Source organism: Klebsiella sp. PK01 (assembly GCF_057624675.1).
In genome coordinates this window covers 13759-38852 of the sequence record NZ_JBYEZM010000008.1, presented here as the reverse complement: position 1 = coordinate 38852, position 25094 = coordinate 13759, and the positions used below count along the sequence as shown (strand labels likewise).

Sequence of the window (25094 nt, the reverse complement as noted above, 5' to 3'; positions counted from 1 at the left end):
ACGCATGAGCGATATTGAACTCAGCCCGGCGCAGCGCGATCTGCTACGCGAGCGGCTAAGCAAGTACTGCGAAGAGACCTTTAACCTGGAGCTGGAACAGTTCGACGCCGAGTTTTTTGTCGACTTTATCGCCACAGAGCTGGGGCCTTTGTTCTACAACGCCGGTATTGAAGAAGCCATCCGCACCCATCTGGCATGGAGCGAGCGCATTCAGGAAGAGATGGATTTGAAGAAGGTCTATTAACGCCGTAAGGATGGGCGGGAGATCAATAAACACACACAAATAACATGGTTATAATGGCGGCTCTTTCATCATCTCCCGTGTACGGGGAAGGAAAATCATGTCGCTCATCACCGATCTACCCGCCCTCTTCGATCAATTCTCAGAAGCTCGCCAGAAAGGCTTTCTCAGCGTAATGGAACTCAAAGAGCAGAACGTACCGCTGGTCGGTACCTACTGCACTTTTATGCCCCAGGAGATAGCCATGGCGGCGGGCGCCGTGGTCGTCTCACTGTGTTCCACTTCTGATGAAACCATTGAAGAGGCGGAGAAAGACCTGCCGCGCAATCTCTGCCCGCTGATTAAAAGCAGCTACGGCTTTGGCGAAACCGATAAATGCCCCTACTTTTATTTCTCCGATCTGGTGGTCGGCGAAACCACCTGCGACGGCAAAAAGAAGATGTACGAGTACATGGCCGAATTCAAGGCGGTACACGTAATGCAACTACCGAACAGCGCCAGCGACGCCGCCTCCCGCGCGTTGTGGAAAGCGGAAATCAAACGCCTGCAGCAGGTCGTTGAAACCCGGTTCGCCACGCCCATTAGCGAAGCGGCGTTGCGTGAAGCCATCGTACTGAAAAATCGCGAACGCCGGGCGCTGGCCAACTTCTATCGCCTCGGGCAACTCAATCCGCCGGCGCTTAGCGGCAGCGATATTCTAAAGGTGGTTTATGGCGCCACCTTCCGCTTCGACAAAAGCGCGCTGATTGACGAACTGAACGCGATGGCGGAACGTATCCATCAGCAATGGCAAGGAGGCCAACGGCTGGCGTCTCGTCCGCGTATTCTGATCACCGGCTGCCCGATCGGCGGCGCGGCGGAAAAAGTCGTCCGCGCTATCGAAGAAAACGGCGGCTGGGTGGTGGGCTACGAGAACTGTACCGGCGCGAAGGCCACCGAACGCTGCGTAGCGGAAGATGGCGACGTCTACGATGCCTTAACCGATAAATATCTCGCCATCGGCTGCTCCTGTATTTCACCTAACGACCAGCGCCTGCAATTGCTAAGTCAGATGGTTGAGGAGTATCAGGCCGACGGCGTGGTCGATGTGATTCTGCAGGCTTGCCATACCTACGCCGTGGAATCGCTGGCGATCAAGCGCCACGTTCGCCAGCGGCACGACATTCCTTATATCGCGATTGAAACCGACTATTCGACGGCGGATCTCGGCCAGCTCAGCACCCGCGTCGCCGCCTTTATTGAAATGCTATAAGGAGCAAGCGTGATCTACTCGGTAGGTATTGATTCCGGCTCCACCGCCACCAAAGGTATCCTGCTGGCAGACGGCGCCATCGTGCGCCGTTTCCTCGGCCCGACGCCCTTTCGCCCCGCCGATGCCATTCACGAGGCCTGGGAGACGCTGCGCGCGGGCCTCGCGGCAACGCCTTTTTTAACCCTCACCGGCTATGGTCGCCAGTTGGTCGATTTCGCCGATAAACAAGTCACCGAGATTTCCTGTCACGGGCTCGGCGCGCGTCTGCTGGCGCCGAAAACCCGCACGGTAATTGATATCGGCGGCCAGGACAGCAAAGTCATTCAACTGGATGCGCAGGGCAATCTCAGCGACTTTCTGATGAATGACAAATGCGCCGCTGGTACCGGGCGCTTTCTGGAAGTGATTTCACGGACCCTCGGCGCCAGCGTCGAACAGCTTGACGCCATTACCGAAGGTGTAGAACCGCACGCCATCACCAGCATGTGTACGGTTTTTGCCGAATCGGAAGTCATCAGCCTGCGTTCCGCGGGGGTTGCCCCGGAGGCGATTCTGGCCGGGGTGATCAACGCCATGGCGCGGCGCAGCGCGAACTTTATTGGTCGTTTATCGGCGCAAGGACCGCTGCTGTTCACCGGCGGCGTCAGCCACTGCGCCGCCTTCGCCCGCATGCTGGAGACTCATCTCGGCATGCCGGTCGCGACCCATCCCGACGCCCAATTTGCCGGGGCGATCGGCGCGGCGCTGATCGGCCAGCGCCAGCGGAGGCGCGGATGAGCAAATATCTATTCTTATTCCATTCAACAGTGGGCGTCGTGCGGATGCGCAAAGCCCTGCAGGCGGCAGGGATAACCTTCGAGGTAAAGGATATTCCCCGCCAGCTGCGCAGCGGCTGCGGCCTGTGCATATTGATTGAGGGGAGCGAAGAAGCGGCGCGAAGTTGGATAATCGCCGGGCATACTGCGGCGCTTTATCAGCAAAACGGGGAAGCGTGGCGCTGCATCACCCGCTTCCCGCAGGAGGATTAATCGGTCACTACAAAACGCGTCGGCGCGAAGCAGTTCAGTACCCGATGGACCAGAAACACCATGGTCAGCGTCGCCACCAGCGAGACCGTGACCGAAGTAATACGGTACAGGTCGCTGAACACCAGATCCTGATTCGGATGCAGGTTCTGGCCAAACATAATACCGATAGTAGTAATGCTGGCGAAACCCACGCCCGCGCCCACTTTTTCCATCACGTGCAGGCGGGCGCTAAAAGCCAGACCAAGACCAATCAGCGGCATCATCAGGATCATGTGGTTGCTGAAATCATAGATAATCAGCTGCACCACCAGAATGTAAAGACAAGCCAACACGACCCCCGCCACACGCCAGATCGAGCTTATCACCGCGCCGCGATAGTGCATCGGAAACAGGATCAGCACCCCGGCCATCAGCGCCGATAGCGAATCGCTCAGATCGCAGATCTGGAAGATCACAAAGATAATGGTCGCAACCGTGCCGGAAAGCAGCGATTCATGACGGATCCGCGCGGCGTCTTTCTCAATGCGCGGCGGCGGCTTACGCGGTTCGACATCCGGGATCAGGTAATGGAGCAATGCGCTCAGCGCCACCGCCATCACGCAGGCCTCCATATTGGAGAACATCAGCGTGTGCCAGTTGCTGGAGGGATAGCTCATAAAATTGAGCATCGTGCTCTGGCACACCACGCCCATCGACCCCAGCAGGAACAGCGGCCCTTGGCTCATAAAGCGAAAGCGCATCACATACAGACCAAAGACAACTAACGTCATTATCACCGGCCACTGCGACAGATAGCCGACGATGAGCACCATTTCGACGCAATTCACCGCCGCGCTGAACACAAACTGTCGGGCGACGTGACGGTTAAACACCGGCACCAGCGACATCAGCATCAACGGATAAACGACGAAAAACACGCCGTACTGCACGTCGTAGAAAGTCGAAATACTCAGCGCGATGGTCCCGGCGACGGCAATGCGTACCGTCTGACGAAAATCATTGGCCGTGTAGACGATATTGCCGTGCGGAGTAAAGACGTGCGCCAGGGTGTTAATAGACATAGTGCAACCAGCTCACCAGGTGGATCTGCAGGCCGGCAAAGGTGCGGGCGAAGGGGCCGTCGCTATTGTACAACTGCACCGTAGCGCGGGCGCCGGTCGGCAGCGGCTTATCCAGCGGTTGATCCAGCGCGACGTGGATCCGCATGCGCTGGGCATCGCGCACCCAGCGGGTGGACTGCTCAGGCTGCGACAGTTGGCCATTCACCGCTTCCTGACCGGCAAGAATACCGGCGTCGCTGCTGGTCACGTGCGCCGGGAAGACTTTACCCGGCAGGGCATCGAACACTACCGCCGCATCGGTATTCACCGCCGTGTGGCGCAGGCTTTTTTCACGGAAGTCGGCGACGATATCGGTGTTGTTGTTAACCAGCGCCAGCACGGCGGTGGCGGCGGTGGCGTAAATTCCCGGGTTAAGCTGCAGGTTGCTGACCATACCGTCGGTCTCGGCGCGTACCTGGGTCCAGCCGAGATTGAGCTGCGCCTCTTCCAGCGCGTTGCGGTATTTCTGCAGCGTCACGTTGCGCTTATCGTCGCGCTCGCCGCGCTGGATCAACAGGTTCTGAATTTGCGCATTCAGGGCGCTGACCGATTGTTCGCTGGTCTGCCATGTCGTGCGCACCTTATCGAGATCCGATTGCGACACGTTTTGCATGGTACTCAGGCGCTGGTAGCGGTCGAGGGTGACTTTGTCATTACGCGCGGTATATTGCGCGGTGCGCAGGTTGGCGCGAGCGGCGGCGATTTGCGCATCCAGCTGCTGGTTGCTCAGTTTGGCCTGTTGAAGAGCGATTTGCGCCGCTTCAACTTTATTAATGAATGGCGTGGGATCGAGCTCATACAGCAGGTCGCCCTTTTTGACCTGGCTATTGTTGTGCACGTAGACGTGCGAGACGTAGCCGGAGACCCGCGACGAGACCGGAGTCACCACGCGCATCACGGTGGAGTCCGGGGTCAACGGGATCCAGATATCGGCAACGATAAACCAGGCGAATATCGCCAGGAAAGCGGCAATACTTACCCTTACCCAGCGGGCAAATTTTTGTTCTGGCGTCATCATAGTGTTTTAGATCTTGTTATCTTCTTCGCGGATAATCCGCAAGTTGCAGGCGATTTGATTTAACGTGGCGCTGAAGGTGTCGAGGTCCGCATCGGGGATGGTTTCCGTCACGCGCCGTTGATAGGTTTCAATCACGCGGTTCAGCTTTTCCAGGACTGTACGGCCTTCTACCGTCAGCGTAAGCAGACGAATGCGCTTGTCGTATGGCGATGTTGAGCGCAGTAGATACCCCTGCTTTTCCAGCTGCGTGAGAGTGCGCATCAGCGGCGGCAACTCAATACCCTGCACTTCCGCCAGTTCGCTTACCGAGACGTTGCACCCCAGTTGATGCAGCTGCATCAGCACCGTCCAGCTTGACTGGGTCAGGCCGGTATCGGTAATGGCGCTGTCGATAATCGCGCGCCACTGGCGCACCACCATCGCCATGCGCATCCCCATCGGGCGGCGGGCAAACAGTTCGTCTTCGGTCATGTTACTTTCCTCACTTAGCTGTGGGGAAAATAATACTTATCATGGTAAGTATCAAGAAACGATGGGAGTAGAAGCATCAATTGATAAATTTTGTGAATGTAATTCCCCGGTAGCGCTGACGCTTACCGGGGCTACAAAAAAGCACTCTTTAATTGATCTGATCCCGGCGCAACCCGACATCTTTCAGCTGTTCGTCGCTCATTCGCTGCAATACTTTGCGCGTTTGCCCACGAAGCCACCATTTTCTAATTGCTCGCGCCAGAAATACCCAGCCGATAAACGGCTGTTTTGCCCGATTCTCGTGAAATTCCATCCTCTACCTCCTCGCCTTGCCAGAGGCTTTATCTTCACGGATCCGGGCCTGAACAATACAGATTCACAAAACACTTTTCTTTAACATACAGATTGGCTAAAACGTACACCATGCCCCATTTTTGACCGCCATCTGTACTGGTTTATCTATCTGTATGGCAATTACTAAGGATACAGCATGACCCGTTATCAACATCTGGCCAGCCTGCTGGCTGAGCGTATCGAACAAGGGCTGTATCGCCAGGGCGAAAAGTTGCCGTCGGTGCGCAGCCTGAGCCAGGAGCATGGCGTCAGCATCAGTACCGTTCAGCAGGCCTACCAGACGCTGGAACAGCAACAGCTGATCGTGCCGCAGCCGCGCTCCGGCTATTTCGTCGCCCCGCGTAAAGCTCAGGCGCCGGTACCGACGATGTCGCGCCCGGTGCAGCGCCCGGTGGAGATCACCCAGTGGGACCAGGTGTTGACCATGCTCGATGCGCGCAATGATAAATCGATCATTACCTTCGGCGGCGGTTCGCCGGACGTCACCCAGCCGAGCCTTAAGCCTATCTGGCGCGAACTGAGCCGGGCAATTCAGCACAACCTCAGCGAAGTGCTCAACTACGACGAGCTGGCCGGGCGTCGCGAACTGCGCGAACAGATCGCCCGCCTGATGCTCGACGGCGGATCGGTCGTCACCGCCGACGATCTGCTGATCACCAGCGGCTGCCACAGCGCATTATCGCTGGCGCTGCTGTCGGTGTGCCACCCCGGCGATATCGTCGCTGTCGAATCCCCCTGCTACTACGGCACCATGCAGATACTTCGCGGCCTGGGGCTGAAAGCCATTGAGATCCCAACCGATCCGGAATCCGGGATCAGCATCGAGGCCTTAGAGCTGGCGTTGGATCAGTGGCCAATCAAAGGGGTGATCCTGGTGCCTAACTGCAACAATCCGCTGGGATACATCATGCCTGACGCGCGCAAACGCGCGGTGCTGTCCCTTGCCCAGCGCCACGATATCGTGATTTTCGAAGATGATATTTACGGCGAGCTGGCGACGGAATACCCGCGCCCGCGTACGATTCATTCATGGGATATCGACGGTCGGGTGATACTTTGCAGCTCGTTTACCAAGACCATCGCCCCCGGCCTGCGCATCGGCTGGATTGCCCCCGGGCGCTACTACGATCGTCTGCTGCAGATGAAGTACGCCGCCAGCGGCACTAACGTCCCTTCAACCCAACTGGCGGCCTGTAACTTTATTCGCGAAGGCCATTACCACCGCCACGTGCGGCGGATGCGGCAGATCTATCAGCGTAATATGGAGATCTACACCTGCTGGCTGCGGGAGTTTTTCCCCTGCGGCATCTGCGTCACCCGGCCAAAAGGCGGCTTTATGCTGTGGGTCGAGCTACCGGAGCAGGTGGATATGGTCTGCGTCGCCAAGCAGCTGTGTCGGCTGAAGATCCAGGTCGCGCCGGGCTCGCTGTTTTCGGCATCCGGGAAATATCGCAACTGCTTAAGGATCAACTGCGCCCTGCCGCCGATCGAGAAGCATAAAGAGGTGATGGTCAAGCTGGGGGAAGCGGTGAAGGTGGCGATGGAGTGAGGCTCTGGCGTCCCCACCGTCTACGAACCGGTAGCCCGGAAAAGGCGCGGCATGCGCCGCCTCCGGGAGACTCTCCATCACTCGTCAAAAAACACCATCCCCTTATACGGCTGCTCGCGACAGGCGGCCAGGCGCTGGGCGAGGCTGCCAACATGTAGCTCCAGCTTGTGACCGTCGGGGTCAAGGAAATAGTGCGATTCGCCTTCGCTACGGTTTAGCTTCCATACCGCTACGCCAGCGGCCTCAAGACGGGCGGCAAAGCTGGCGAAATCCGCCTCGCTGATGCTAAACGCATAATGGGTGTAATCGCTCTCTTCTGGCGGAGTGACGCGCCGCTGCGGATCCAGCGACAGGCACAGCCACAGATCGCCGCAGGAAAGATACGCGCCGCTATCCCAGCGCGCGTGCAGCGTCATGCCGAGTAGCTGATGATAAAACGCCACGCTCGGCGCCAGCTGGCTGACCGCCAGGGTCAGATGATTCAATCCGCTCAACATATCTGTTCCTCCGGTGAGATGCGCTAACCATATCCAATCCCACCCTAAACCACCATTGTGGCAGTGAAAGGACACTCTGTAGATATCGTTATGGCCGCCAACTTCGCCCCCGGTCTCTTTCTGACGCCGCGTAATAGTGTATGTTCTCAACTATCGACATTGAACAACCCGGTAACGAGATGAGACGTATTGAGATAGTACTGCGGGAGCTGGAGAGGCTGAGCCAGGCCGTCACGCTGGACGATTTAGCCAGGGGCTCGAACGCCTTCACCGCAGAGCAAATCGGCTTTAACCTCGGGCTGGCGCGCAACTCGGTGAGTAAAGATCTCAATCAGCTATGGAGTGACGGGCTGGTGATTAAAACGCGCGGCCGCCCGGTGTTCTTTTTACATCGCCGGACGACGGAAACGCTGCTCGACCGTACGCTGACGGAAAGCGAACGCGAGCCGGCAACGCTCGCCGATCTCCTGCCGCAGCCACAAGATAACAATGAGGCTGTCGACCCGTTCGCCATGCTGATCGGCCACGATCGCAGCCTGCACGATGCCGTGGAAAAAGGGAAAGCCGCGGTATTGTATCCCCACGGCCTGCACGTCCTGCTGACCGGTCCCTCCGGCGTGGGTAAAACCTTTTTTGCCGAGCTGATGCACCGCTACGCCTGCGAGCATGCCGGTGAAAAACGGCCGCCGCTGGTCTACTTCAACTGCGCAGAATACGCCAACAACCCGGAACTGCTGTCATCGCATCTCTTTGGCCACCGCCAGGGCGCCTTTACCGGGGCGACGGAAAACAAAAGCGGGCTGATCGAACAGGCCGACGGCGGCTATCTGCTGCTGGATGAAGTGCATCGCCTGCCCTATGAAGGGCAGGAAAAGCTCTTCTCGCTGCTGGATAAAGGCGAATATCGCCCGCTCGGCGCCAGCGGTCCGGCGCGCAATATCGCCGTACGTCTGATCTGCGCCACCACCGAGCCCATCAGTTCATCGCTATTACGCACCTTCCAGCGGCGTATTCAGGTCACCATCGATCTACCCGGTATTCGCCAGCGTTCGGTAGAGGAGCAGATTGAGCTGATCATCGGCTTTTTACAGCGTGAAAGTCGCAAGATCGAACGCACGGTAAGCGTAGATAAACCTTTGCTGCTGTGGCTGCTGAACAAGCCGCTGGAAGGCAACATCGGTCAGCTCAAAAGCGATATCCAGTTTTTATGCGCCCAGGCATGGGCGTCGGGAATGGCGGCCAATAACGAAGTTTTGCTGCTGGACAGCAAACTGGCGGACGGCCCGATCAATGCCACGCCGGAGCAACGACAGCTGGTCGATGCGCTGTTTAACGGCCGTCCCCTGCTGAACATCGATGCCCGAACTCTTCCGCAGCTGAAAAGTTCGGCGGCCGATGACAGCGTCGAGGAGAGCGATCTGTTCTACAGCTTCCTGACCCGCGAATACGTTAACCTGCGCAATAGCAACGTGCCGCCCGCCGAGACGCTGGCGATTCTTAAAAATAAGCTCAGCTCGATTTTTGAATATGGCCTCTACAGCCGCGATAACGCCAGCCACGCGCCACGCTATGGCGATCGGATTGAGGAGCGCGTGACCCTGCTTATCGGCTACGTTGAGCAGGTACTCGGCTTCGCCCTGCCGGAAAACCTGGTCAACCCGCTGCGTAAACACTTTCTCGCTCTCATCAGCTACGTACAACGCGGCCTGATCCCGCAGTTATACTCTTCGAGCCTGATCCTCGATCGCTGCAAAGATGAATACGATAATGCCACTCTGTTGTGCAAGAAGATCAACGACCTGCTGCATATCCAGTGTCCGGCCACCGAGGTGGTCTGGCTGTGCCTGTTCCTCAAAGAGTGCCGCCATTACCGCCAGCGCATCACCGCCAGCCCGGACTGCGGGGCGATCCTCATTGCCCATGGCGCCACCACGGCCACCAGCATGGCGCAATACGTCAATCGGGTGCTGGAGCGCGAATTGTTCAACGCTATCGACATGCCGTTCGAACAATCGGTGCACGATACGCTGGAAAAGCTGATCCAGTTGATCCACAGCAAAGGCTGGCAGCGGCTGATCCTGATGGTCGACATCGGATCGCTGGTCCATTTCGGCAGCACCATCAGCAAACTGTTCCAGATCGATGTCCTGCTGATGCCGAATATCACCCTGACCAGCCTACTGGAGATCGGTCTCGATCTCAGCTACGAAACCGGCGACCTGCCGCGGTTGGTCAATCTGATGCAGGAAAAAGGCATCGCTAGCCAGCTGTGCACGCCGCAGCAGGAGAACGCCGGCAAGGTGCTGGTTATCTCCTGCATTACCGGCATGGGCACGGCGGAAAAAATCAAAAAGGTGCTGGAGGAGAGCTTTGGCGAGCTGATGTCGCAGGATACCCGGATGGTTATCCTCGATTACAACGAAGTTCGCAGCCCGGAGCGCCTACAGCAGGCAATCAGGGCGCATGAACGGTTGGCGGGTATTGTCGGGACATTCCAGCCGGGGCTGCCCGATATCCCGTTTATCTCGCTGGAGGAGCTGTTTTCCGAGCAGGGGCCGGAGCTGGTGCTCAGCCTGCTGACCCCCGATCTGTCCAGCAGTGAACGTCGTCTGGAGATGGAGCGCAGCGCTTCACGGTTTATCAGCGCCCTGACCATGGAAAGCATTATCAACCATATTTCGGTGCTCAATCCGCAGCGCATATTAAAAGAAATGGAAGGGATCCTGAACCAGCTCAGGAACACGCTGGCCATCGCGCCTAACCGCCAGGTGACACTACGCTTCCTGATCCACTGCTGCTGTATGGTCGAGCGTATCGTGATTAACCGGAAACCGTTACAGATGGCGCTGGAAACGCGGCCGGATATGGACGCTCAGGCATTTAGTGTCATTAAATCGGCTTTCCATCCGGTTGAGGAGGCCTACGCCATCCGTTTATCCGATGCCGAGTACATTTATATCTACGAATTATTATTTAGTTAACGCCTGTTCTGGCGCGGCTTTGCGGCCCGCCAGCCTTTTCCTCTTCGGTAGATGACACAAATTGTGGCACGCGCTTTGCTCTTATTAGTGCGTCAACGATTCGGCGCCAGGAGGCCACTTTGTCATCCACTGAACCTACCACCCAGTTACCCCAAATTCTGCTGCTGACGCACGGCGGCTGGGGCACGCAACTTTGCGACAGTCTGCGCATGGTGACCGGCGAAATCGCCGGCGTCAGCGAAATCGCGCTTATGCCTGTCGATACCCTCGGCGAGTTTTATCAGCGCGTCGAAGCGGCCGTGCAGGCGATGCCGGCAGGCTCGCTGATTTTGACCGATTTTCTCGGCGGCACTACCTCCAACGTCGCCGCGCGCTTGAGCGCGGATTACCCCATCGCCGTCGTCTGCGGGCTCAACGCCTCGCTGCTGCTGGAGGCGTTGGATCTGCGCGAGCAGGGCCCGCTCACCGGCTGCGTTAATGCGCTGGTCGAAGCAGGACGCAGCAGCTGCCGCGACGTTGTCGCCCACGTGAACCAGTTAACCTCTTAAGGAGCCCATCATGGCAAAAATCGTTTTATGTCGTATCGATAGCCGTCTGATCCACGGTCAGGTCGTCACCAAATGGGTCGGCCAGTCGCAGGCCAATCGTATCGCCGTGGTCAGCGACGAGCTGGATGCCGATCCGTTTATGAAAAATATCTATTTAATGGCCGCGCCGCCGAACATCAAAGTCGACTGTTACGGCAACGCCAGCTTCGCCGCCGCCTGGAAAGAGAATCAGCTCGGCGATGGCAATGTGCTGGTGCTATTCCCGTCGCTATCAGCCGTTCAGGAAGCCGTCCAGTTGGGCTTTGACGTGCAGACGATTCAGGTTGGCGGGCTGGGCGGCGGGCCGAACCGCAAGGCCGTGTTCCAGAACATCACCCTTGATGAAAAAGATGTCGGCATCCTCGGCGCTCTGAAGGATAGCGGCATTCAGGTGTTCTTTCAGACCATCCCGGAAGATAAACCACAGTCACTGGACGACATCCTGAAAAAATTCTAACCAGTTGATAAAAAGGTAAAAAACTATGGATACCTTACTTTTTGCGAGCCTGATGGGGTTGTATTACTGGTTCGCCCGATTACGTTTAGGCTATACCTTCTCCGCCATGTTGCTGCAGCCCGTGGTGATCGCCGTATTCGTCGGCCTGCTGCTGGGCGATATGAAAACCGCGATGATCATCGGCGCGGGTATGCAGCTGGTCTATCTTGGAGTGACCTCCACGCCTGGCGGCAACGTGCCGTCGGACCCGGCGCTGGCCGCCTGTATCGCCATTCCGATCGCCGTGAAGGCCGGGATGGAGCCCAACCTGGCGATCGCGTTGGCAATCCCGTTTGGCGTCATCGGGGTATTCCTCGATCAGCTGCGCCGCACGCTCAACGCCGCGTGGGTGCATATGGCCGACAAACACGCCGAAAGCGCCAACATGGCGGGCATCATGCGCTGCGCCTTTATCTATCCGGCGCTGCTGGGGCTGGTGCTGCGCTTCCCGGTGGTCTTCGCCGCCAACTACTTTGGCCAAAGCGTAGTGGAAAAATTCCTCAAACTGATGCCGCACTGGCTGACCCACTCGTTTGAAATTATGGGCGGTATCCTGCCGGCGCTGGGCTTTGCCATCACCATCATGGTGATCGGCAAAAAGAGCCTGCTGCCGTGGTTTATCGGCGGATTTTTCGCGGTGCTCTACCTGAAGGTGGACATCATGGCGATGGCGATTTTCGGCACCTGCGTCGCCTTCCTGATTAAAGGCCTGGCCAAAAATGAAGGAGCTGCATGATGAGTAGCGATGTAATGGAACATGAACTGGTTGAACGCGCCCGCGAAACCCAGGCGCTGAGCAAAGCCGATATCACCAAGGCCTGGCTGATTTACTGGCTGGGGGCGGAAGTATCCAGCTCCTACGAACGTCTGCAGAGCCTGATTTTCTGCGCCTCAATGACGCCCATTATCAAAAAGCTGTACCCGGAAAAAGAGGAGCAGGCCGAGGCGCTCAAACGCCACCTGAACTTCTTTAACTCGGAACAGACTTTCGGCTCGGTTATCCAGGGTATCTCCATCGCCATGGAAGAGCAGAAAACCCGCGGCGAGCCGATCAGCGACGCTTCAATCACCGGGATAAAAACCGGCCTGATGGGCCCGCTGGCCGGGATGGGCGACTCGATTATCTGGGCCGCGGTGATGCCGTTGCTGATTGCGATTTTCATCCCCTTCGCCGCCAGCGGCAGCGCGTTCGGCGGGATCGCCCCGCTGATCCTCTACCCGGCGATTACCATGGCGATAAGCTACGGACTGGTGCATAAAGGCTACACCCTGGGCCGTGACTCCATTATCGGCCTGCTGCAAGGGGGGCGAATTAAAGAATTGATTTACGGCGCCAACGTGCTGGGTCTCATCATGATGGGCGCGCTGTCGGCAAGCTACGTCAAAATCACCACCCCGCTGAAAATCAGCGCGCTTAAAGGCTCGGAAGTGGTGGTCCAGCAGATCCTCGACTCAATTGCCCCCGGCCTGCTGCCGCTGGCGGCGGTGTTCGCTATCTATTTCTACTTACTGAAAAAAGGGCCGCGCTACACCACCATTTTACTGTCGATAGTCGCTATCAGCATCGTCTGCTCGCTGTTGGGAGTGCTGTAAATCATGAACGGCAATATCTACCAGCAACTGGGCTTAAAACGGGTGATTAACGCCTGCGGCAAAATGACCATCCTCGGCGTGTCCGCCGTCGACCCGCAAGTGATGCAGGCCACCGCGCAGGCGGCGGGAGCCTTCGTCGAAATCGATAAATTAACCGACCGCGCGGGCGAACTGGTTTCCGCCCACACCGGCGCGGAAGACAGCTATATCACCTCCTGCGCCTCCGCCGGTATCGCCATCGCCGTCGCGGCGGCGATCACCCGCGGCGAGCCGGAAAAGGTGGCGCAGATGCCGGACAGCAGCCAGTGGCCGAACGAGATAGTGATACTGCGCGGGCATAATGTCGATTACGGCGCGCCAATCACCAGCGCTATCCGCCTCGGTGGCGGGCGTATTGTCGAAGTCGGCTCCAGCAATCTGGCGGCACGCTGGCAGCTGGAGAGCGCGGTGAACGCACGCACGGCGGCGCTACTGTATGTGAAATCCCACCATTGCGTGCAAAAAGGGATGCTCGGTATTGACGATTTCGTGCAGGTCGCCCGCCAGCATAATCTGCCGCTGATCGTCGATGCCGCCGCCGAAGAAGACTTGCGCCAGTGGGTTGCCAGCGGCGCGGACATGGTTATCTACAGCGGGGCGAAAGCCTTTAACGCCCCAACCTCAGGCTTTATTAGCGGCAAGCGTAACTGGATCGCCGCCTGTAAAGCCCAGCATTACGGCATCGCGCGGGCGATGAAAATCGGCAAAGAGAATATGGTCGGTCTCGTTTACGCGCTGGACCGTTACCGGACGGCGGCACCGGCGCCCGACGCCGCCGCGCTGCGTCCATTCGCCGAGGCGATCTCCGCGCTACCCGGCCTGCGCGCCGATATCGAGCAGGATGAGGCCGGGCGCGCCATCTGGCGCATTCGTGTCAGCGTCGACGCCAATGAACTGGGACTCAGCGCCCATGAGGTTGAAGCCCAGCTACGCGGCGGCGATATCGCCATTTACGCCCGCCGCTACTATCTGCATGAGGGCCATTTTAGCCTTGACCCTCGCACCGTCGGCGAAGGAGAAATGTCGCTCATCGTCGCGCGCTTACAGGAGATTACGCAGCATGCAGCGGATTAACTTTTATCGCCAGCGGGTGGCGATTAACGTGCTGGCGAAGGACATCGCCAACGCCCGGGAAATCTATGACGCCGCTGAAGGGCACGCGGTGATTGGCGTACTCTCGGCGCAATTTACCAACGTCGAACAAGGCGTTGCAGAAGTGCGCCGCTGGATGGCGGAAGTGCCTTCTATTTCCGTCGGTCTCGGCGCCGGCGATCCGGCGCAGTTTTACAAAGCGGCAATGATCGCCGCGCAGGTCCACCCCGCTCACGTCAACCAGACCTTCACCGGCAGCGGCTTTGCCGCCGGGGCGCTGGCGGCGACCGGAGGCCAGCAAACCTTTATTAATGCGCTGGTCAGCCCCAGCGGCACGCCCGGTGAAGTACGCATCTCCACCGGCGTGCGCAGCGCCCAGGGCATTCCGGCCCAGGTATCCTGCGATGCGGCGGTCAGAATGATGCAGGATATGGGCGCGCATGCGGCTAAATTTTTCCCGATGGACGGCGAAAAGTCGCTGGCGGAGCTGAAAGCGCTCGCCCAAAGCGCGGTAGAAAACGGTATGACGCTGATTGAGCCCACCGGGGGCATCGATCTCGATAACTTTGCGCTGATTCTACAAACCTGCCTGCAGGCCGGCGTCGCGCAGGTCATGCCGCATATTTATAGTTCCATTATCGATCCGCAAAGCGGCAATACCCGCCCGCAAGATGTCCATGCTCTGATGAACATCGTCAAGGAACTGGTCGATTAACCCCCCCGCGCGTGCGGTGTAGGCCACTATTACCGCACGCGCTAACTTCCTGATCTGCTGAAGGTCACTGTCAATCTGTGAGCCTCCACGCAATAACGACATCCCGCCGTCCGAAGCGCCCTCTCATATTGATAGCGATCAAGAATAATCATACCGTCTGGTCGGTATGATTCGGGCCATGAACATGGAAGCCCAGCATCGTAAAAAAGACCCCGTCCGTCTGCATCGTCAACTGCTTGAATCCGCAGCGATGATCGCCGGTCGGGATGGTATTGCCGCCCTGTCGCTAAACGCCGTCGCCCGCGAAGCTGGTGTCAGCAAAGGCGGGCTCATGCACCATTTTCCCAATAAACAGGCGTTGATTTTCGCCCTGTTCGCCCGGCTGTTGGCGATTATGGAAAAGGCGATTAGCGAGCTGATGGCCGCCGATAACATCGCTTATGGACGCTTTACCCGCGCCTATTTGCGCTATCTGTCCAACCCGGAGCTGACGGATACCCACGAGAGCCGCCAGCTGATGGTGCTGTCGTTGGCGATGCCGGACGAACCGGTGCTGCGAAAATGCTGGCGCGACTGGATGCTGGATCATCTGGCGCAGGGCGATGCGCTCGACAACGGCCCGACCGGCACGCTGGTGCGCTACGCCGCCGACGGCATCTGGTTATCGGAACTGACCGAAGGGCGCACCATGAGCAGCGAACACCGCCAGGCGCTGGTAAACGATCTGACAAAAATGACGCTTCCCGCGTGAAGCGAGTAGAGTGAGGCCGCGATGCGCTACAACATCAATGCCCGTCTCATTTATGACGCAACGGACGGCACCCTAACATTACCGGGCGGCAATGAGCCGGATAGTCAGCTATCCATTACCGCCAACGCGCTGCTCTATTTCTTTCTTCGCCATACCGGCGTTGTCAGTCGCGATGAAGTGTTGAAAAAGGTCTGGGACGATAACGGCTTAACCTCATCCAACAGCAATCTCAATCAATACCTGAGCATGCTGCGCAAAACCTTCCGCCACTACGATATCGATAACATTATTGTCACCGTGTCGCGCGGCATGCTGCAGCTGAATCAGGATCTCAGCATCGAACTGCTCGACGCCGAGCCGACGCCCGCCGATGCCGTTCTCACATGCGATACGCCTGATGAAGCCGCCCCCGCTGCGGCGCCAACGTCGCCCACCGCTTCTCTACATGCGCGCGGTATGTGCTGGTATCTGGCCGGCGGCTGTCTGTTGCTCATCGCCCTGCTGCTGGTGGCATTTAGTCTCGCCGGCACCCACGTCGCCCGGCCAATCAATCTGACGCTGATGAGCCACAGCCAGTGCGAACTGCTGGCCAGCGATGAAATGCTGCGTTCGGTCTCGGCCACGGCCTATGGTAAGAATTTCGATGAGGTGCGTCAGCGGCTGAAGCTCGGCTGCAAGCCGGGGGAGCGTTTCGTTTTCTTCTACGGCGACCGACTGGAGACTAACGGCCTGGGCCGGGTATTTCTCGCCCACTGCGCGATGCACGAAGACAACCCATTTAGCTATTGCGATAACTACTTTTACTACTCCTGGAAGCCGCAATGAGACTCGCGCCCCGCACCTTTTTCGCCCTCTCCGCCCTTGCATTTATCGCCGCCGCCGGGTTTAGCGCCTGGCGCCTGCTGCCGGATGCCAACGACGGCGTGATGAGCTGCTCCACCAAAGCGATCATGCGTTTTGAAAACATGGAAAAAGAGAATGTGAACGGCAATATCCATTTTAATTTTGCCGCCAACGGTAACGGTTCGATGGTGGTGGAAGGCTATACCGACTCCGCCGCCGGCTGGCTCTACCTGCAGCGCTACGTCAAATTCAGCTACACCAGCCAACGTATCTCGGCAACCGAACGCCACTACCGCATTAAAAAATGGGAATCCAGCGCCTCGTCCATCGACGAATCGCCGAATGTCATCTTTGACTACTTCATGCGCGAGATGTCCGACAGCCACGATGGCCTGTTCCTCAACGCGCAGAAGCTTAACGACAAAGCTATCCTGCTGAGCTCTATCAACTCACCGCTCTACATCTGCACGCTGAAGTCCGGCAGCACGCTTAACTAACCCGTCCCCTCTGTATCGCCGCGAGGAAAATGCGCCCTCGCTCACGCTCCGTTATTGCCCCCTCTTTCCACGATGCTAAAAGCGCACGTTTTGCATTTAGCTTCGACGTCAAAACTTGCGCATACCCACAATTATCACGCGGCTATATTACCGCCTGCTGGCAAGTAATTAGCATCTTATTAACATTCACCTCTCGCCGATAAATAGCCTAAAAAAGCGCCATATCATCATAAAAATCAACACGCATAAAACAGAACGAAAAGATAAATGGAAGGCTAAATAAGGCTAAATCACAGAGTAAAAACCTAAAATATTCATCTCCACGGATTTAAATTTCACTTCTTTCCCCATTCCCTATAGTGAACCCCGAACGCCGCTTCCGCGTGTTGATGCCGTTACGCGGACGGTTTTCCCGAATAACAAAACCTGTTCTGGAGGAAATCACGATGGGTGATGCATTGGGGCTTATCGAAACCAAAGGTCTGGTGGCCTGTATTGAAGCAGCGGACGCGATGTGTAAAGCCGCCAACGTCGAACTGATCGGCTATGAAAACGTCGGCTCTGGCCTTGTCACCGTGATGGTGAAAGGCGACGTCGGCGCGGTGAAAGCGGCGGTGGATTCCGGTGTGGAATCCGCGCAGCGCATCGGCGAAGTGGTGACCTCGCTGGTCATCGCGCGTCCGCATAACGACATCAACAAAATCGTCATTAAACACAAGGCCTGAAGGCCAGGAGAACGCAAATGGGTGATGCATTAGGTCTGATTGAAACCAAAGGTCTGGTGGCCTGCATTGAAGCGGCGGATGCGATGTGTAAAGCCGCCAACGTCGAACTTATCGGCTATGAAAACGTCGGCTCTGGCCTGGTCACCGCGATGGTGAAAGGCGACGTCGGCGCGGTGAAAGCGGCGGTGGATTCCGGTGTGGAATCGGCGCAGCGCATCGGCGAAGTGGTGACCTCGCTGGTTATCGCCCGTCCGCATAGCGACATCAACAAAATCGTCTCGCATTACAAGATTGCGGACTAACGGAGAATCCTGATGAAAGAAGCGCTTGGTCTTATCGAAACCAAAGGTCTGGTGGCCTGCATTGAAGCCGCGGACGCGATGTGTAAAGCCGCCAACGTCGAGCTTATCGGCTATGAAAACGTCGGTTCCGGCCTGGTTACCGCGATGGTGAAAGGCGACGTCGGCGCGGTCAACGCGGCGGTCGACTCCGGCGTGGAAGCGGCGAAACGCATCGGCGAAGTCGTCAGCTCTCGCGTCATCGCGCGTCCACATAACGACATCGAAAAAATCGCGGCGCAGCACAAAGCATGACCTGACAGGGCGCGCCCCGTCTCCACTCTTTTCGTCTGATGAAGGATAGACTCATGATTGAACTGGATAACGATTTGCAGTCCCGGCAGAACGCGCGGGAACTGGTGCGCAACGCCAAAAAGGCGCAGGCGATTCTGGCCACCTTTTCGCAACAGCAAATCGACGCCATCGTGAAAAACGTGGCCCAGGAAGCAGCGCACCACGCCGAAGCGCTGGCGAAAATGGCCGCGGAAGAGACCGGTTTTGGCAACTGGCAGGACAAAGTGCTGAAAAACCGTTTCGCCTCGCTGCGCGTCTACGACGCTATCAAAGAAATGAAGACCGTTGGCATCATTCATGACGACCCGGTAAAAAAAGTGATGGACGTGGGCGTGCCGCTCGGCGTGATTTGCGCGCTGGTCCCCTCAACTAACCCAACTTCTACGGTTATCTACAAAGCGCTGATCGCCCTCAAGGCCGGCAACGCCATTATCTTCTCCCCGCATCCGGGCGCGCGTCAGTGCAGTTGGAAGGCGATTGAAATCGTCAAACGCGCGGCAGAAGCGGCCGGCGCCCCGGCAGGCAGCGTTGACGGCATCACCCAGTTAACGCTCGAAGCTACCTCCGAACTGATGCACAGCAAAGACGTGTCGCTGATCCTCGCCACCGGCGGCGAAGGCATGGTGCGGGCGGCCTACGCTTCCGGCACCCCGACCATCAGCGGCGGCCCGGGTAACGGCCCGGCGTTTATCGAACGCAGCGCCGATATCCACCACGCGGTGAAAGATATCGTCACCAGTAAAACCTTCGATAATGGCGTGATCTGCGCCTCCGAGCAGTCGATTATCGTCGAACGCTGCATTTACGACGAGGTTCACCGCGAGCTGGAAGCGCAGGGCGTCTACTTCATGAATGAAGATGAGGCGGCGAAAATGGCGGCGCTGCTGCTGCGCCCGAACGGCACCATCAACCCGAAAGTGGTCGGCAAAACCGCGCTATACCTCAGCCAGATGGCGGGATTCTGCGTACCGGCCAGCACTAAAGTGCTAATCGCCGAGCAAACCACCGTATCGCCGAAAAACCCCTACTCGCGCGAAAAACTGTGCCCGGTACTCGGCCTGTACGTGGAAGAGGACTGGAAAGCCGCCTGCCACCGCGTGGTGGAGCTGCTGACCAACGAAGGACTCGGCCATACGCTGGTGATCCACACCCGTAATCAGGACGTCATCCGTCAGTTCTGCCTCGAAAAACCGGTCAACCGCATTCTGATTAACACCCCAGCGGCGCTCGGCGGTATCGGCGCGACCACCAACATCTCTCCGGCGCTGACCCTCGGCTGCGGCGCGGTCGGCGGCGGCTCCAGCTCCGACAACGTCGGCCCGATGAACTTGCTCAATATCCGCAAAGTCGGCTATGGCGTGCGTTCGATTGACGAGCTTCGCGCGCCGGGCAGCCGCCCTGAGCCCCAGCCGACCATCGTTACTCCGGCGAGCGATCCGCAGCGCAGCATTCTTGATGACGTGCGTTTCAACGCTCCGGCCAATGCCGCACCAGCGCACTCCGCAGGCAACGATGACCGTTTCGCCAGCGCAGGCGCCGCCAGTATGGAAGGTGAAATCAACGAACAAAACGTGGAACGCGTTATTCGCCAGGTGCTGGAGCGCCTCGCTAAGTAACGCACTGATATAAGGCGATAAACGATGATTCTCGCAAAGGTAACCGGCCATGTCGTCGCCACGCAGAAATGCGATGAGCTACGCGGCAGCAACCTGCTGTTGATCACCCGCTTAGATGACAAACAGCAGCCGATGAAAGACCAGACCTGGGTCGCCGTCGATAACGTCGGCGCCGGCATGCACGACATCGTGCTGGCGGAAGAGTACTTCGCGCTCAATAAAGACCGCTACAAAGCGATGTCGGTGGTCGCCATTGTCGAGAACGTGTTTCGGGACGCCTAACAGGAGTGAATAGCCCAATGAGTGAATTTTTACTGAAACCGCGGATTTGCTTCGGTCAGGACGCCCTCTCGGTGCTGAACGAACTTTCCGCCCGCAGCGTGCTGCTGGTGACCGATAAAGCGATGGTGAAGTTTGGCCTCGCCGAGCGCGTCACCGCCCTGTTGCGCCAGCGCGGGATCGCCTGGCAGATGTGGGACGACGTAGTGGCGGATCCGGATATCGCCACCGTGGTGCGCGGCATGAAGCTGATGGATAACCACTATCCGGATCTGGTTATCGCGCTCGGCGGCGGTTCGGTAATCGATGCCGCCAAAGCGGTTATTTTCTCCCTGGCGCAGACCCGTCCGCAGGGCAACCGTCCCCGCCCGTGCTTCGTCGCCATCCCCACCACCAGCGGCACCGGCTCGGAAGTCACCGCCTTTTCGGTGGTGAAAGCCAATGCGGAGAAGCTGGTGCTGGTGGATGCGTCGCTACTACCGGATATCGCCATTCTTGACCCGGCGCTGGTGGCTTCGGTGCCGCCGGCAATTACCGCCGACACCGGCATGGACGTATTGTGTCACGCTTTGGAAGCCTACGTCTCTCGCGCCGCCAGCGACTTTTCCGACGCGCTGGCGGAGAAAGTGGTGCAGCAGGTATTCCGCTATCTGCCAACCTGCTGGCGCAGCGGCGACAACCTGCAGGCGCGCGAAAAGATGCATAACGCCTCCTGCATGGCGGGGATGGCCTTCACCAACGCCTCGCTTGGGATAACCCACAGCCTGGCCCACGCCCTCGGCGGCGTCTTCCGCGTACCCCATGGCCGCGCCAACGCCCTGCTGATGGCGCAAGTCGTCGCCTGGAACGCCGATTTCAACGGCCAGTGCGACACCCTTGCGGCAACGAAATATGCCCGTCTGGCGCATCTGCTTGATCTGCCAGCCGCCTCGCCGCGCCAGGGCGTCGCCAGCCTGCTGGTCGCCATTCAGGCTTTAAAAGAAGAGATGAGCATGCCCTCCGGCATTAGCAACACCGGCATTGAGGCGGCTGAATTCGAACGCCGTTTGCCGGAGATGGTCGGCCAGGCGCTGCGCGACAGCTGTACCCCAACCAACCCACGCGCGCCGGACGCTAACGCGTTAACCGAGCTTTATCGCCGGGCCTGGTCCGGTTGCCTGGAATCGCCCGACGGCGCTCCGCTTGCACGGACCTACGGGTAACAAATAACCGGGTGATCGCTGAGTTATTTGTAGGCCGGGTAAGGCGTCAGCCGCCACCCGGCAGGAATACGGACACTGTATCCACAACCGGGTTGTCATCAGCCGCGGAAAAAGAACATCTGGAGAATACTACATGGCACACTACAGCTTAACGCCGCGCGTCAAAGTGCTGGCAGACCGTTTACGCTCACAGGCAAGCACCCTGTGCACCGAGCACGCCGCGATCCTCAGCGCGCTGGATAGCGATATCGCGGGCATTCCCGCCGCCGTCAAACCGGCTCGCCGTTTCTATGAACTGATGCGCCAGCTGCCGCTGACCATCAGCGCCGACGAACTGATCGTCGGTAACCAGACCCGTAAACCGCACGGGGCGATTTTCCATGATGAAAGCGCCGCGCATCGGCCATCCGTATTCCAGTTCCTCAACCTCAATAGCGATCTCGATTCACCGGACTACAACCTGGTCGTCGAAAAAGGCGTGCTGGCGATTAAGCACCAGTTGGAAGAGAAAACCCGCGCCCTCGGTAGCGCCGTTAGCCGCAGCGGTATGGATGAAGTCAACGGCTGCCGCGCCGCCATCTACGCCTGCGACGCCCTGTTAGCGCTGGCGCAAAATCTGGCCAACAGCGCCGAACAGCTTGCGGCCGCGGAAACCAATGCTTATCGCAAAGCCGAGCTGCTCGATAGCGCGGCCATTCTGCACCACGTTCCGGCCCATCCGGCGCGTAATTTCAAAGAAGCCTGCCAGGCGTTCTATCTGTTCCAGCTGGCGCTACAGCTGGATAACGGCAGCTATGCGGTTAACCCGCACGGGGCGGATAAAGCGCTACTGCCTTACTTCCAGCGCGATATCAACAGCGGCGCGCTGAATACCCAGCAGGCCTATGAAATCGTGGAGTGCCTGTGGTTCAAGCTGGCGGAACTGAGCGAAGTCCGCGCCGCCTGCGCCATTGACGGCTATCCGATGCTCGACGCCATGCTGCACGGCGCCTCTTTTGATAACGCCGAAGTGAACGAACTCTCGGCGATGTTTATCAGCGCCCAACGCAACCTCAGCGCGCTGAATCTGCCGGTGCGTCTGTTTAGCGGCGCACAACAGGTCAGCCACGCGCCGTTCGCCGCCTGTGCCGACACGCCGGCGATGGAAGGCTTAACTCCGCGTATGCAGCGCCTGCGTAACCACTACCTGACGGTACGCCCGAGCGTCTCTATCTACCGCGCGCTGGCCTTTACCGAAGTGGTCAAAGCTAACCCTGGCATGCCGACCATTCTGCTACGGGCGAAAGCCTTCCGCCACGCCTGCGAAACCGCGCCGATTCTGATTCAGGACGATGAGCTGATCGTCGGCCATCCGTGCGGCAAGCCGCGCGCGGGCGCCTTCTCGCCGGATATCGCCTGGCGCTGGGTGCGCGATGAGCTCGACACCATGAGCACCCGCCCGCAGGATCCGTTTGAAATCAGCGAAGCGGATAAAAAAACCATTCGCGAAGAGATCGTCCCGTTCTGGGAAGGCCGTTCGCTGGATGAGATTTGCGAAGCGCAATACCGTGAGGCCGGCGTCTGGGCCTTCAGCGGCGAGACCTTCGTCAGCGACCTCTCCTATCACCAGATTAACGGCGGCGGCGATACCTGTCCGGGCTACGACGTGCTGCTGTTCGCCAAAGGGATGAACGGCATTAAAGCCGATGCCGAGGCGCATCTGGCCAACCTGAGCATGGAAAACCCGGAAGATATCGACCGTATCTACTACTACAAAGCGGCGATTGAAACCTGTGAAGGGGTGGTCAACTACGCCCGCCGCATCGCCGCCCACGCCCGCGAACTGGCGGCTAAAGAGCAAAACGCCCAGCGCCGCGCCGAACTGCTGACCATCGCCGACGTCAACGAAAACGTGCCGGCCAATCCGCCGAAGACCCTGCAGGAAGCGCTGCAGAGTATCTGGACCGTCGAGTCACTGTTTGAAATCGAAGAGAACCAGACCGGGCTGTCGCTGGGGCGCGTCGACCAGTACTGCTACCCGATGTTCGAAGCCGATATCCGCGAAGGCCGCCTGACCCACGACAGCGCGCTGGAGCTGCTGCAGGCGTTCATCATCAAATGTGCCGAACTGATGTGGATGTCGAGCGAGCTGGGAGCGAAATATTTCGCAGGTTATCAGCCGTTTATCAACCTCACCGTTGGCGGCCAGAAACGTAGCGGCGGCGATGCCTGTAACGATCTGACCTACCTGATTATGGACGCGGTGCGCTTTGTGAAGGTTTATCAGCCGTCGCTGGCCTGCCGTATCCACAACCAGTCGCCGCAGAAATACATGGAAAAAATCGTCGACGTGGTGAAAGCAGGAATGGGCTTCCCGGCCTGCCACTTTGATGACTCCCACATCAAGATGATGCTGCGCAAAGGCTTCGATTTTGAAGACGCCCGCGACTACTGCCTGATGGGCTGCGTTGAGCCGCAAAAATCCGGGCGCATCTACCAGTGGACCTCCACCGGCTACACCCAGTGGCCTATCGCTATCGAATTCGTGCTCAACCGCGGGCGGATGGTGCTGTTCGATAGCTATCAGGGGCTGGATACCGGCGACCTGCGCGACCTGCGCACCTTCGAAGATTTCGACGCGGCGGTGAAACAGCAGATAGCCCATATCGTACGCCTGTCGGCCATCGGCACCGTCATCAGCCAGCGCGTCCACCGCGATGTGGCGCCGAAGCCGCTGATGTCGCTGCTGGTCGAAGGCTGCATGGAGAGCGGCAAAGATGTCGCCGCAGGCGGCGCGATGGTCAACCACGGTCCGGGGCTGATTTTCTCCGGCCTGGCGACCTACGTCGACTCGATGGCGGCGATCCGCAAGCTGGTGTTCGAAGAGAAGAAATACACCCTTGAGCAGATCCGCGATGCGCTGCTGGCCAACTTTGAAGGTTACGAAGCGCTGCGCCGCGACTGCCTGAACGCGCCGAAATACGGTAACGACGATAACTACGTCGACCAGTACGCGCTGGATATTACCGAATGGACCGAGAAAGAGTGCCGTAAATACAAAATGCTCTACTCGACCCTGAGCCACGGCACCCTGTCTATCTCCAACAACACGCCAATCGGCGAGCTGACCAACGCCACGCCTAACGGCCGCCTGGCGTGGATGCCGCTCTCCGACGGCATCAGCCCGACTCAGGGCGCGGATAAACAAGGCCCGACGGCGATTATCAAGTCGGTCAGCAAGATGAACGTGGAAACCATGAACATCGGCATGGTGCACAACTTCAAGTTCCTCAAAGGACTGCTGGATACCCCTGAAGGTCGCCACGGCTTGATTACCCTGCTGCGTACCGCCTCGATTCTCGGCAACGGCCAGATGCAGTTCAGCTACGTCGATAACGAAGTACTGAAGAAGGCGCAGCAGGAGCCGGAGAAATACCGCGACCTGATCGTTCGCGTCGCCGGCTACAGCGCCTACTTCGTTGAGCTGTGCAAAGAGGTCCAGGACGAGATCATCAGCCGTACGGTGATTGAGAAGTTCTAGTTCTCTTAAAGAGAAT

At 58.3% G+C, this 25094-nt stretch carries 27 protein-coding genes; 22 read left to right on the top strand and 5 right to left on the bottom strand.

Features of this window, described 5'->3' with window-relative positions; translation table 11 throughout:
* The first annotated feature begins 4 nt into the window (after nt 1–4).
* The 4 genes from AC22LX_RS21330 (at nt 5) to AC22LX_RS21315 (ending at nt 2521) form a co-directional block, all read left to right on the top strand.
* A complete protein-coding gene (locus tag AC22LX_RS21330) occupies nt 5–244 on the top strand; it encodes a DUF2164 domain-containing protein (RefSeq protein WP_045395479.1) in 240 nt (79 codons plus the stop codon).
* A 97-nt stretch (nt 245–341) separates the two neighbouring features.
* A complete protein-coding gene (locus AC22LX_RS21325; RefSeq protein ID WP_487334200.1) occupies nt 342–1493 on the top strand; it encodes a putative 2-hydroxyacyl-CoA dehydratase YjiM in 1152 nt (383 codons plus the stop codon).
* Between the two features lie 9 nt (nt 1494–1502).
* Nucleotides 1503–2270 carry a putative 2-hydroxyacyl-CoA dehydratase activator YjiL gene (gene yjiL, locus AC22LX_RS21320; protein WP_045395476.1) on the top strand — a complete coding sequence of 256 codons (768 nt, stop codon included), beginning with the start codon at nt 1503–1505 and terminating at the stop codon, nt 2268–2270.
* Complete coding sequence (locus AC22LX_RS21315; RefSeq protein ID WP_045395474.1) at nt 2267–2521, top strand: putative Se/S carrier protein; 255 nt, start codon at nt 2267–2269, stop codon at nt 2519–2521. The genes yjiL and AC22LX_RS21315 overlap by 4 nt, the downstream gene beginning before the upstream one ends.
* Here AC22LX_RS21315 and AC22LX_RS21310 read toward each other — a convergent pair.
* The 4 genes from AC22LX_RS21310 to AC22LX_RS21295 form a co-directional block, all read right to left on the bottom strand.
* Nucleotides 2518–3582, bottom strand: coding sequence for a DUF2955 domain-containing protein (locus tag AC22LX_RS21310; protein WP_045395472.1), 1065 nt, complete (start codon nt 3580–3582; stop codon nt 2518–2520). The two genes, AC22LX_RS21315 and AC22LX_RS21310, sit on opposite strands and share 4 nt — an antisense overlap.
* A complete protein-coding gene (locus tag AC22LX_RS21305; RefSeq protein ID WP_045395470.1) occupies nt 3572–4639 on the bottom strand; it encodes an HlyD family secretion protein in 1068 nt (355 codons plus the stop codon). The genes AC22LX_RS21310 and AC22LX_RS21305 overlap by 11 nt, the downstream gene beginning before the upstream one ends.
* A gap of 6 nt (nt 4640–4645) precedes the next feature.
* On the bottom strand, nt 4646–5110 hold the full coding sequence (locus AC22LX_RS21300) for a MarR family winged helix-turn-helix transcriptional regulator (RefSeq protein WP_045395468.1): 465 nt from the start codon (nt 5108–5110) through the stop codon (nt 4646–4648).
* 148 nt (nt 5111–5258) lie between these two features.
* A complete protein-coding gene (locus AC22LX_RS21295; protein WP_064571553.1) occupies nt 5259–5423 on the bottom strand; it encodes a DUF1127 domain-containing protein in 165 nt (54 codons plus the stop codon).
* A gap of 177 nt (nt 5424–5600) precedes the next feature.
* Here AC22LX_RS21295 and AC22LX_RS21290 point away from each other — a divergent pair, with 177 nt between their 5' ends.
* On the top strand, nt 5601–7013 hold the full coding sequence (locus tag AC22LX_RS21290) for an aminotransferase-like domain-containing protein (protein ID WP_045395466.1): 1413 nt from the start codon (nt 5601–5603) through the stop codon (nt 7011–7013).
* A 77-nt stretch (nt 7014–7090) separates the two neighbouring features.
* Here the strand turns inward: AC22LX_RS21290 and fosA are convergent, their stop codons facing one another.
* The gene (gene fosA, locus AC22LX_RS21285; RefSeq protein WP_045395464.1) at nt 7091–7510 is read right to left on the bottom strand and encodes a FosA5 family fosfomycin resistance glutathione transferase; all 420 of its coding nucleotides are present in this window, start codon (nt 7508–7510) and stop codon (nt 7091–7093) included.
* A 179-nt stretch (nt 7511–7689) separates the two neighbouring features.
* Between fosA and dagR the strand changes: the two genes are divergently transcribed.
* The 17 genes from dagR to cutC all read left to right on the top strand — a co-directional run bounded on the left by dagR (nt 7690) and on the right by cutC (nt 25078).
* Nucleotides 7690–10491: a transcriptional regulator DagR gene (dagR, locus tag AC22LX_RS21280; protein WP_063447364.1), complete on the top strand. Its 2802-nt coding sequence runs from the start codon at nt 7690–7692 to the stop codon at nt 10489–10491.
* 119 nt (nt 10492–10610) lie between these two features.
* Entirely contained in the window at nt 10611–11039 is a 429-nt protein-coding gene (locus AC22LX_RS21275) for a PTS sugar transporter subunit IIA (protein WP_015368461.1), read from the top strand.
* Between the two features lie 10 nt (nt 11040–11049).
* The gene (locus tag AC22LX_RS21270; protein ID WP_015368462.1) at nt 11050–11535 is read left to right on the top strand and encodes a PTS sugar transporter subunit IIB; all 486 of its coding nucleotides are present in this window, start codon (nt 11050–11052) and stop codon (nt 11533–11535) included.
* A gap of 25 nt (nt 11536–11560) precedes the next feature.
* Nucleotides 11561–12310, top strand: coding sequence for a PTS mannose/fructose/sorbose/N-acetylgalactosamine transporter subunit IIC (locus tag AC22LX_RS21265; RefSeq protein WP_015368463.1), 750 nt, complete (start codon nt 11561–11563; stop codon nt 12308–12310).
* On the top strand, nt 12307–13167 hold the full coding sequence (locus tag AC22LX_RS21260) for a PTS system mannose/fructose/sorbose family transporter subunit IID (RefSeq protein ID WP_161799897.1): 861 nt from the start codon (nt 12307–12309) through the stop codon (nt 13165–13167). The genes AC22LX_RS21265 and AC22LX_RS21260 overlap by 4 nt, the downstream gene beginning before the upstream one ends.
* Before the next feature lie 3 nt (nt 13168–13170).
* A complete protein-coding gene (gene dgaE / locus AC22LX_RS21255) occupies nt 13171–14280 on the top strand; it encodes a D-glucosaminate-6-phosphate ammonia lyase (RefSeq protein ID WP_049060889.1) in 1110 nt (369 codons plus the stop codon).
* Complete coding sequence (gene dagF, locus AC22LX_RS21250; RefSeq protein WP_213292799.1) at nt 14267–15013, top strand: 2-dehydro-3-deoxy-phosphogluconate aldolase; 747 nt, start codon at nt 14267–14269, stop codon at nt 15011–15013. The genes dgaE and dagF overlap by 14 nt, the downstream gene beginning before the upstream one ends.
* 166 nt (nt 15014–15179) lie before the next feature.
* Nucleotides 15180–15764 (top strand): TetR/AcrR family transcriptional regulator, encoded by a 585-nt coding sequence (locus AC22LX_RS21245; protein ID WP_015704263.1) that lies wholly within the window; start codon nt 15180–15182, stop codon nt 15762–15764.
* A 21-nt stretch (nt 15765–15785) separates the two neighbouring features.
* Nucleotides 15786–16589, top strand: a complete 804-nt coding sequence (locus tag AC22LX_RS21240; RefSeq protein ID WP_045395452.1) for a winged helix-turn-helix domain-containing protein — start codon at nt 15786–15788, stop codon at nt 16587–16589.
* A complete protein-coding gene (locus tag AC22LX_RS21235; protein ID WP_023322003.1) occupies nt 16586–17104 on the top strand; it encodes a FidL-like protein in 519 nt (172 codons plus the stop codon). The genes AC22LX_RS21240 and AC22LX_RS21235 overlap by 4 nt, the downstream gene beginning before the upstream one ends.
* 446 nt (nt 17105–17550) lie before the next feature.
* A complete protein-coding gene (locus AC22LX_RS21230) occupies nt 17551–17829 on the top strand; it encodes a BMC domain-containing protein (protein ID WP_012542984.1) in 279 nt (92 codons plus the stop codon).
* Nucleotides 17830–17846: 17 nt separating this feature from the next.
* On the top strand, nt 17847–18131 hold the full coding sequence (locus tag AC22LX_RS21225; protein ID WP_487334199.1) for a BMC domain-containing protein: 285 nt from the start codon (nt 17847–17849) through the stop codon (nt 18129–18131).
* Between the two features lie 12 nt (nt 18132–18143).
* Nucleotides 18144–18422, top strand: a complete 279-nt coding sequence (locus tag AC22LX_RS21220) for a BMC domain-containing protein (RefSeq protein ID WP_004146125.1) — start codon at nt 18144–18146, stop codon at nt 18420–18422.
* 53 nt (nt 18423–18475) lie between these two features.
* Complete coding sequence (locus AC22LX_RS21215) at nt 18476–20077, top strand: acetaldehyde dehydrogenase (acetylating) (RefSeq protein WP_045395450.1); 1602 nt, start codon at nt 18476–18478, stop codon at nt 20075–20077.
* Between the two features lie 24 nt (nt 20078–20101).
* Nucleotides 20102–20359: a EutN/CcmL family microcompartment protein gene (locus AC22LX_RS21210; protein WP_015368471.1), complete on the top strand. Its 258-nt coding sequence runs from the start codon at nt 20102–20104 to the stop codon at nt 20357–20359.
* Nucleotides 20360–20376: 17 nt separating this feature from the next.
* Nucleotides 20377–21558, top strand: a complete 1182-nt coding sequence (locus AC22LX_RS21205) for a 1-propanol dehydrogenase PduQ (protein ID WP_045395448.1) — start codon at nt 20377–20379, stop codon at nt 21556–21558.
* 133 nt (nt 21559–21691) lie between these two features.
* Nucleotides 21692–25078 carry a choline trimethylamine-lyase gene (cutC, locus tag AC22LX_RS21200; RefSeq protein WP_487334198.1) on the top strand — a complete coding sequence of 1129 codons (3387 nt, stop codon included), beginning with the start codon at nt 21692–21694 and terminating at the stop codon, nt 25076–25078.
* Nucleotides 25079–25094: the final 16 nt, after the last annotated feature.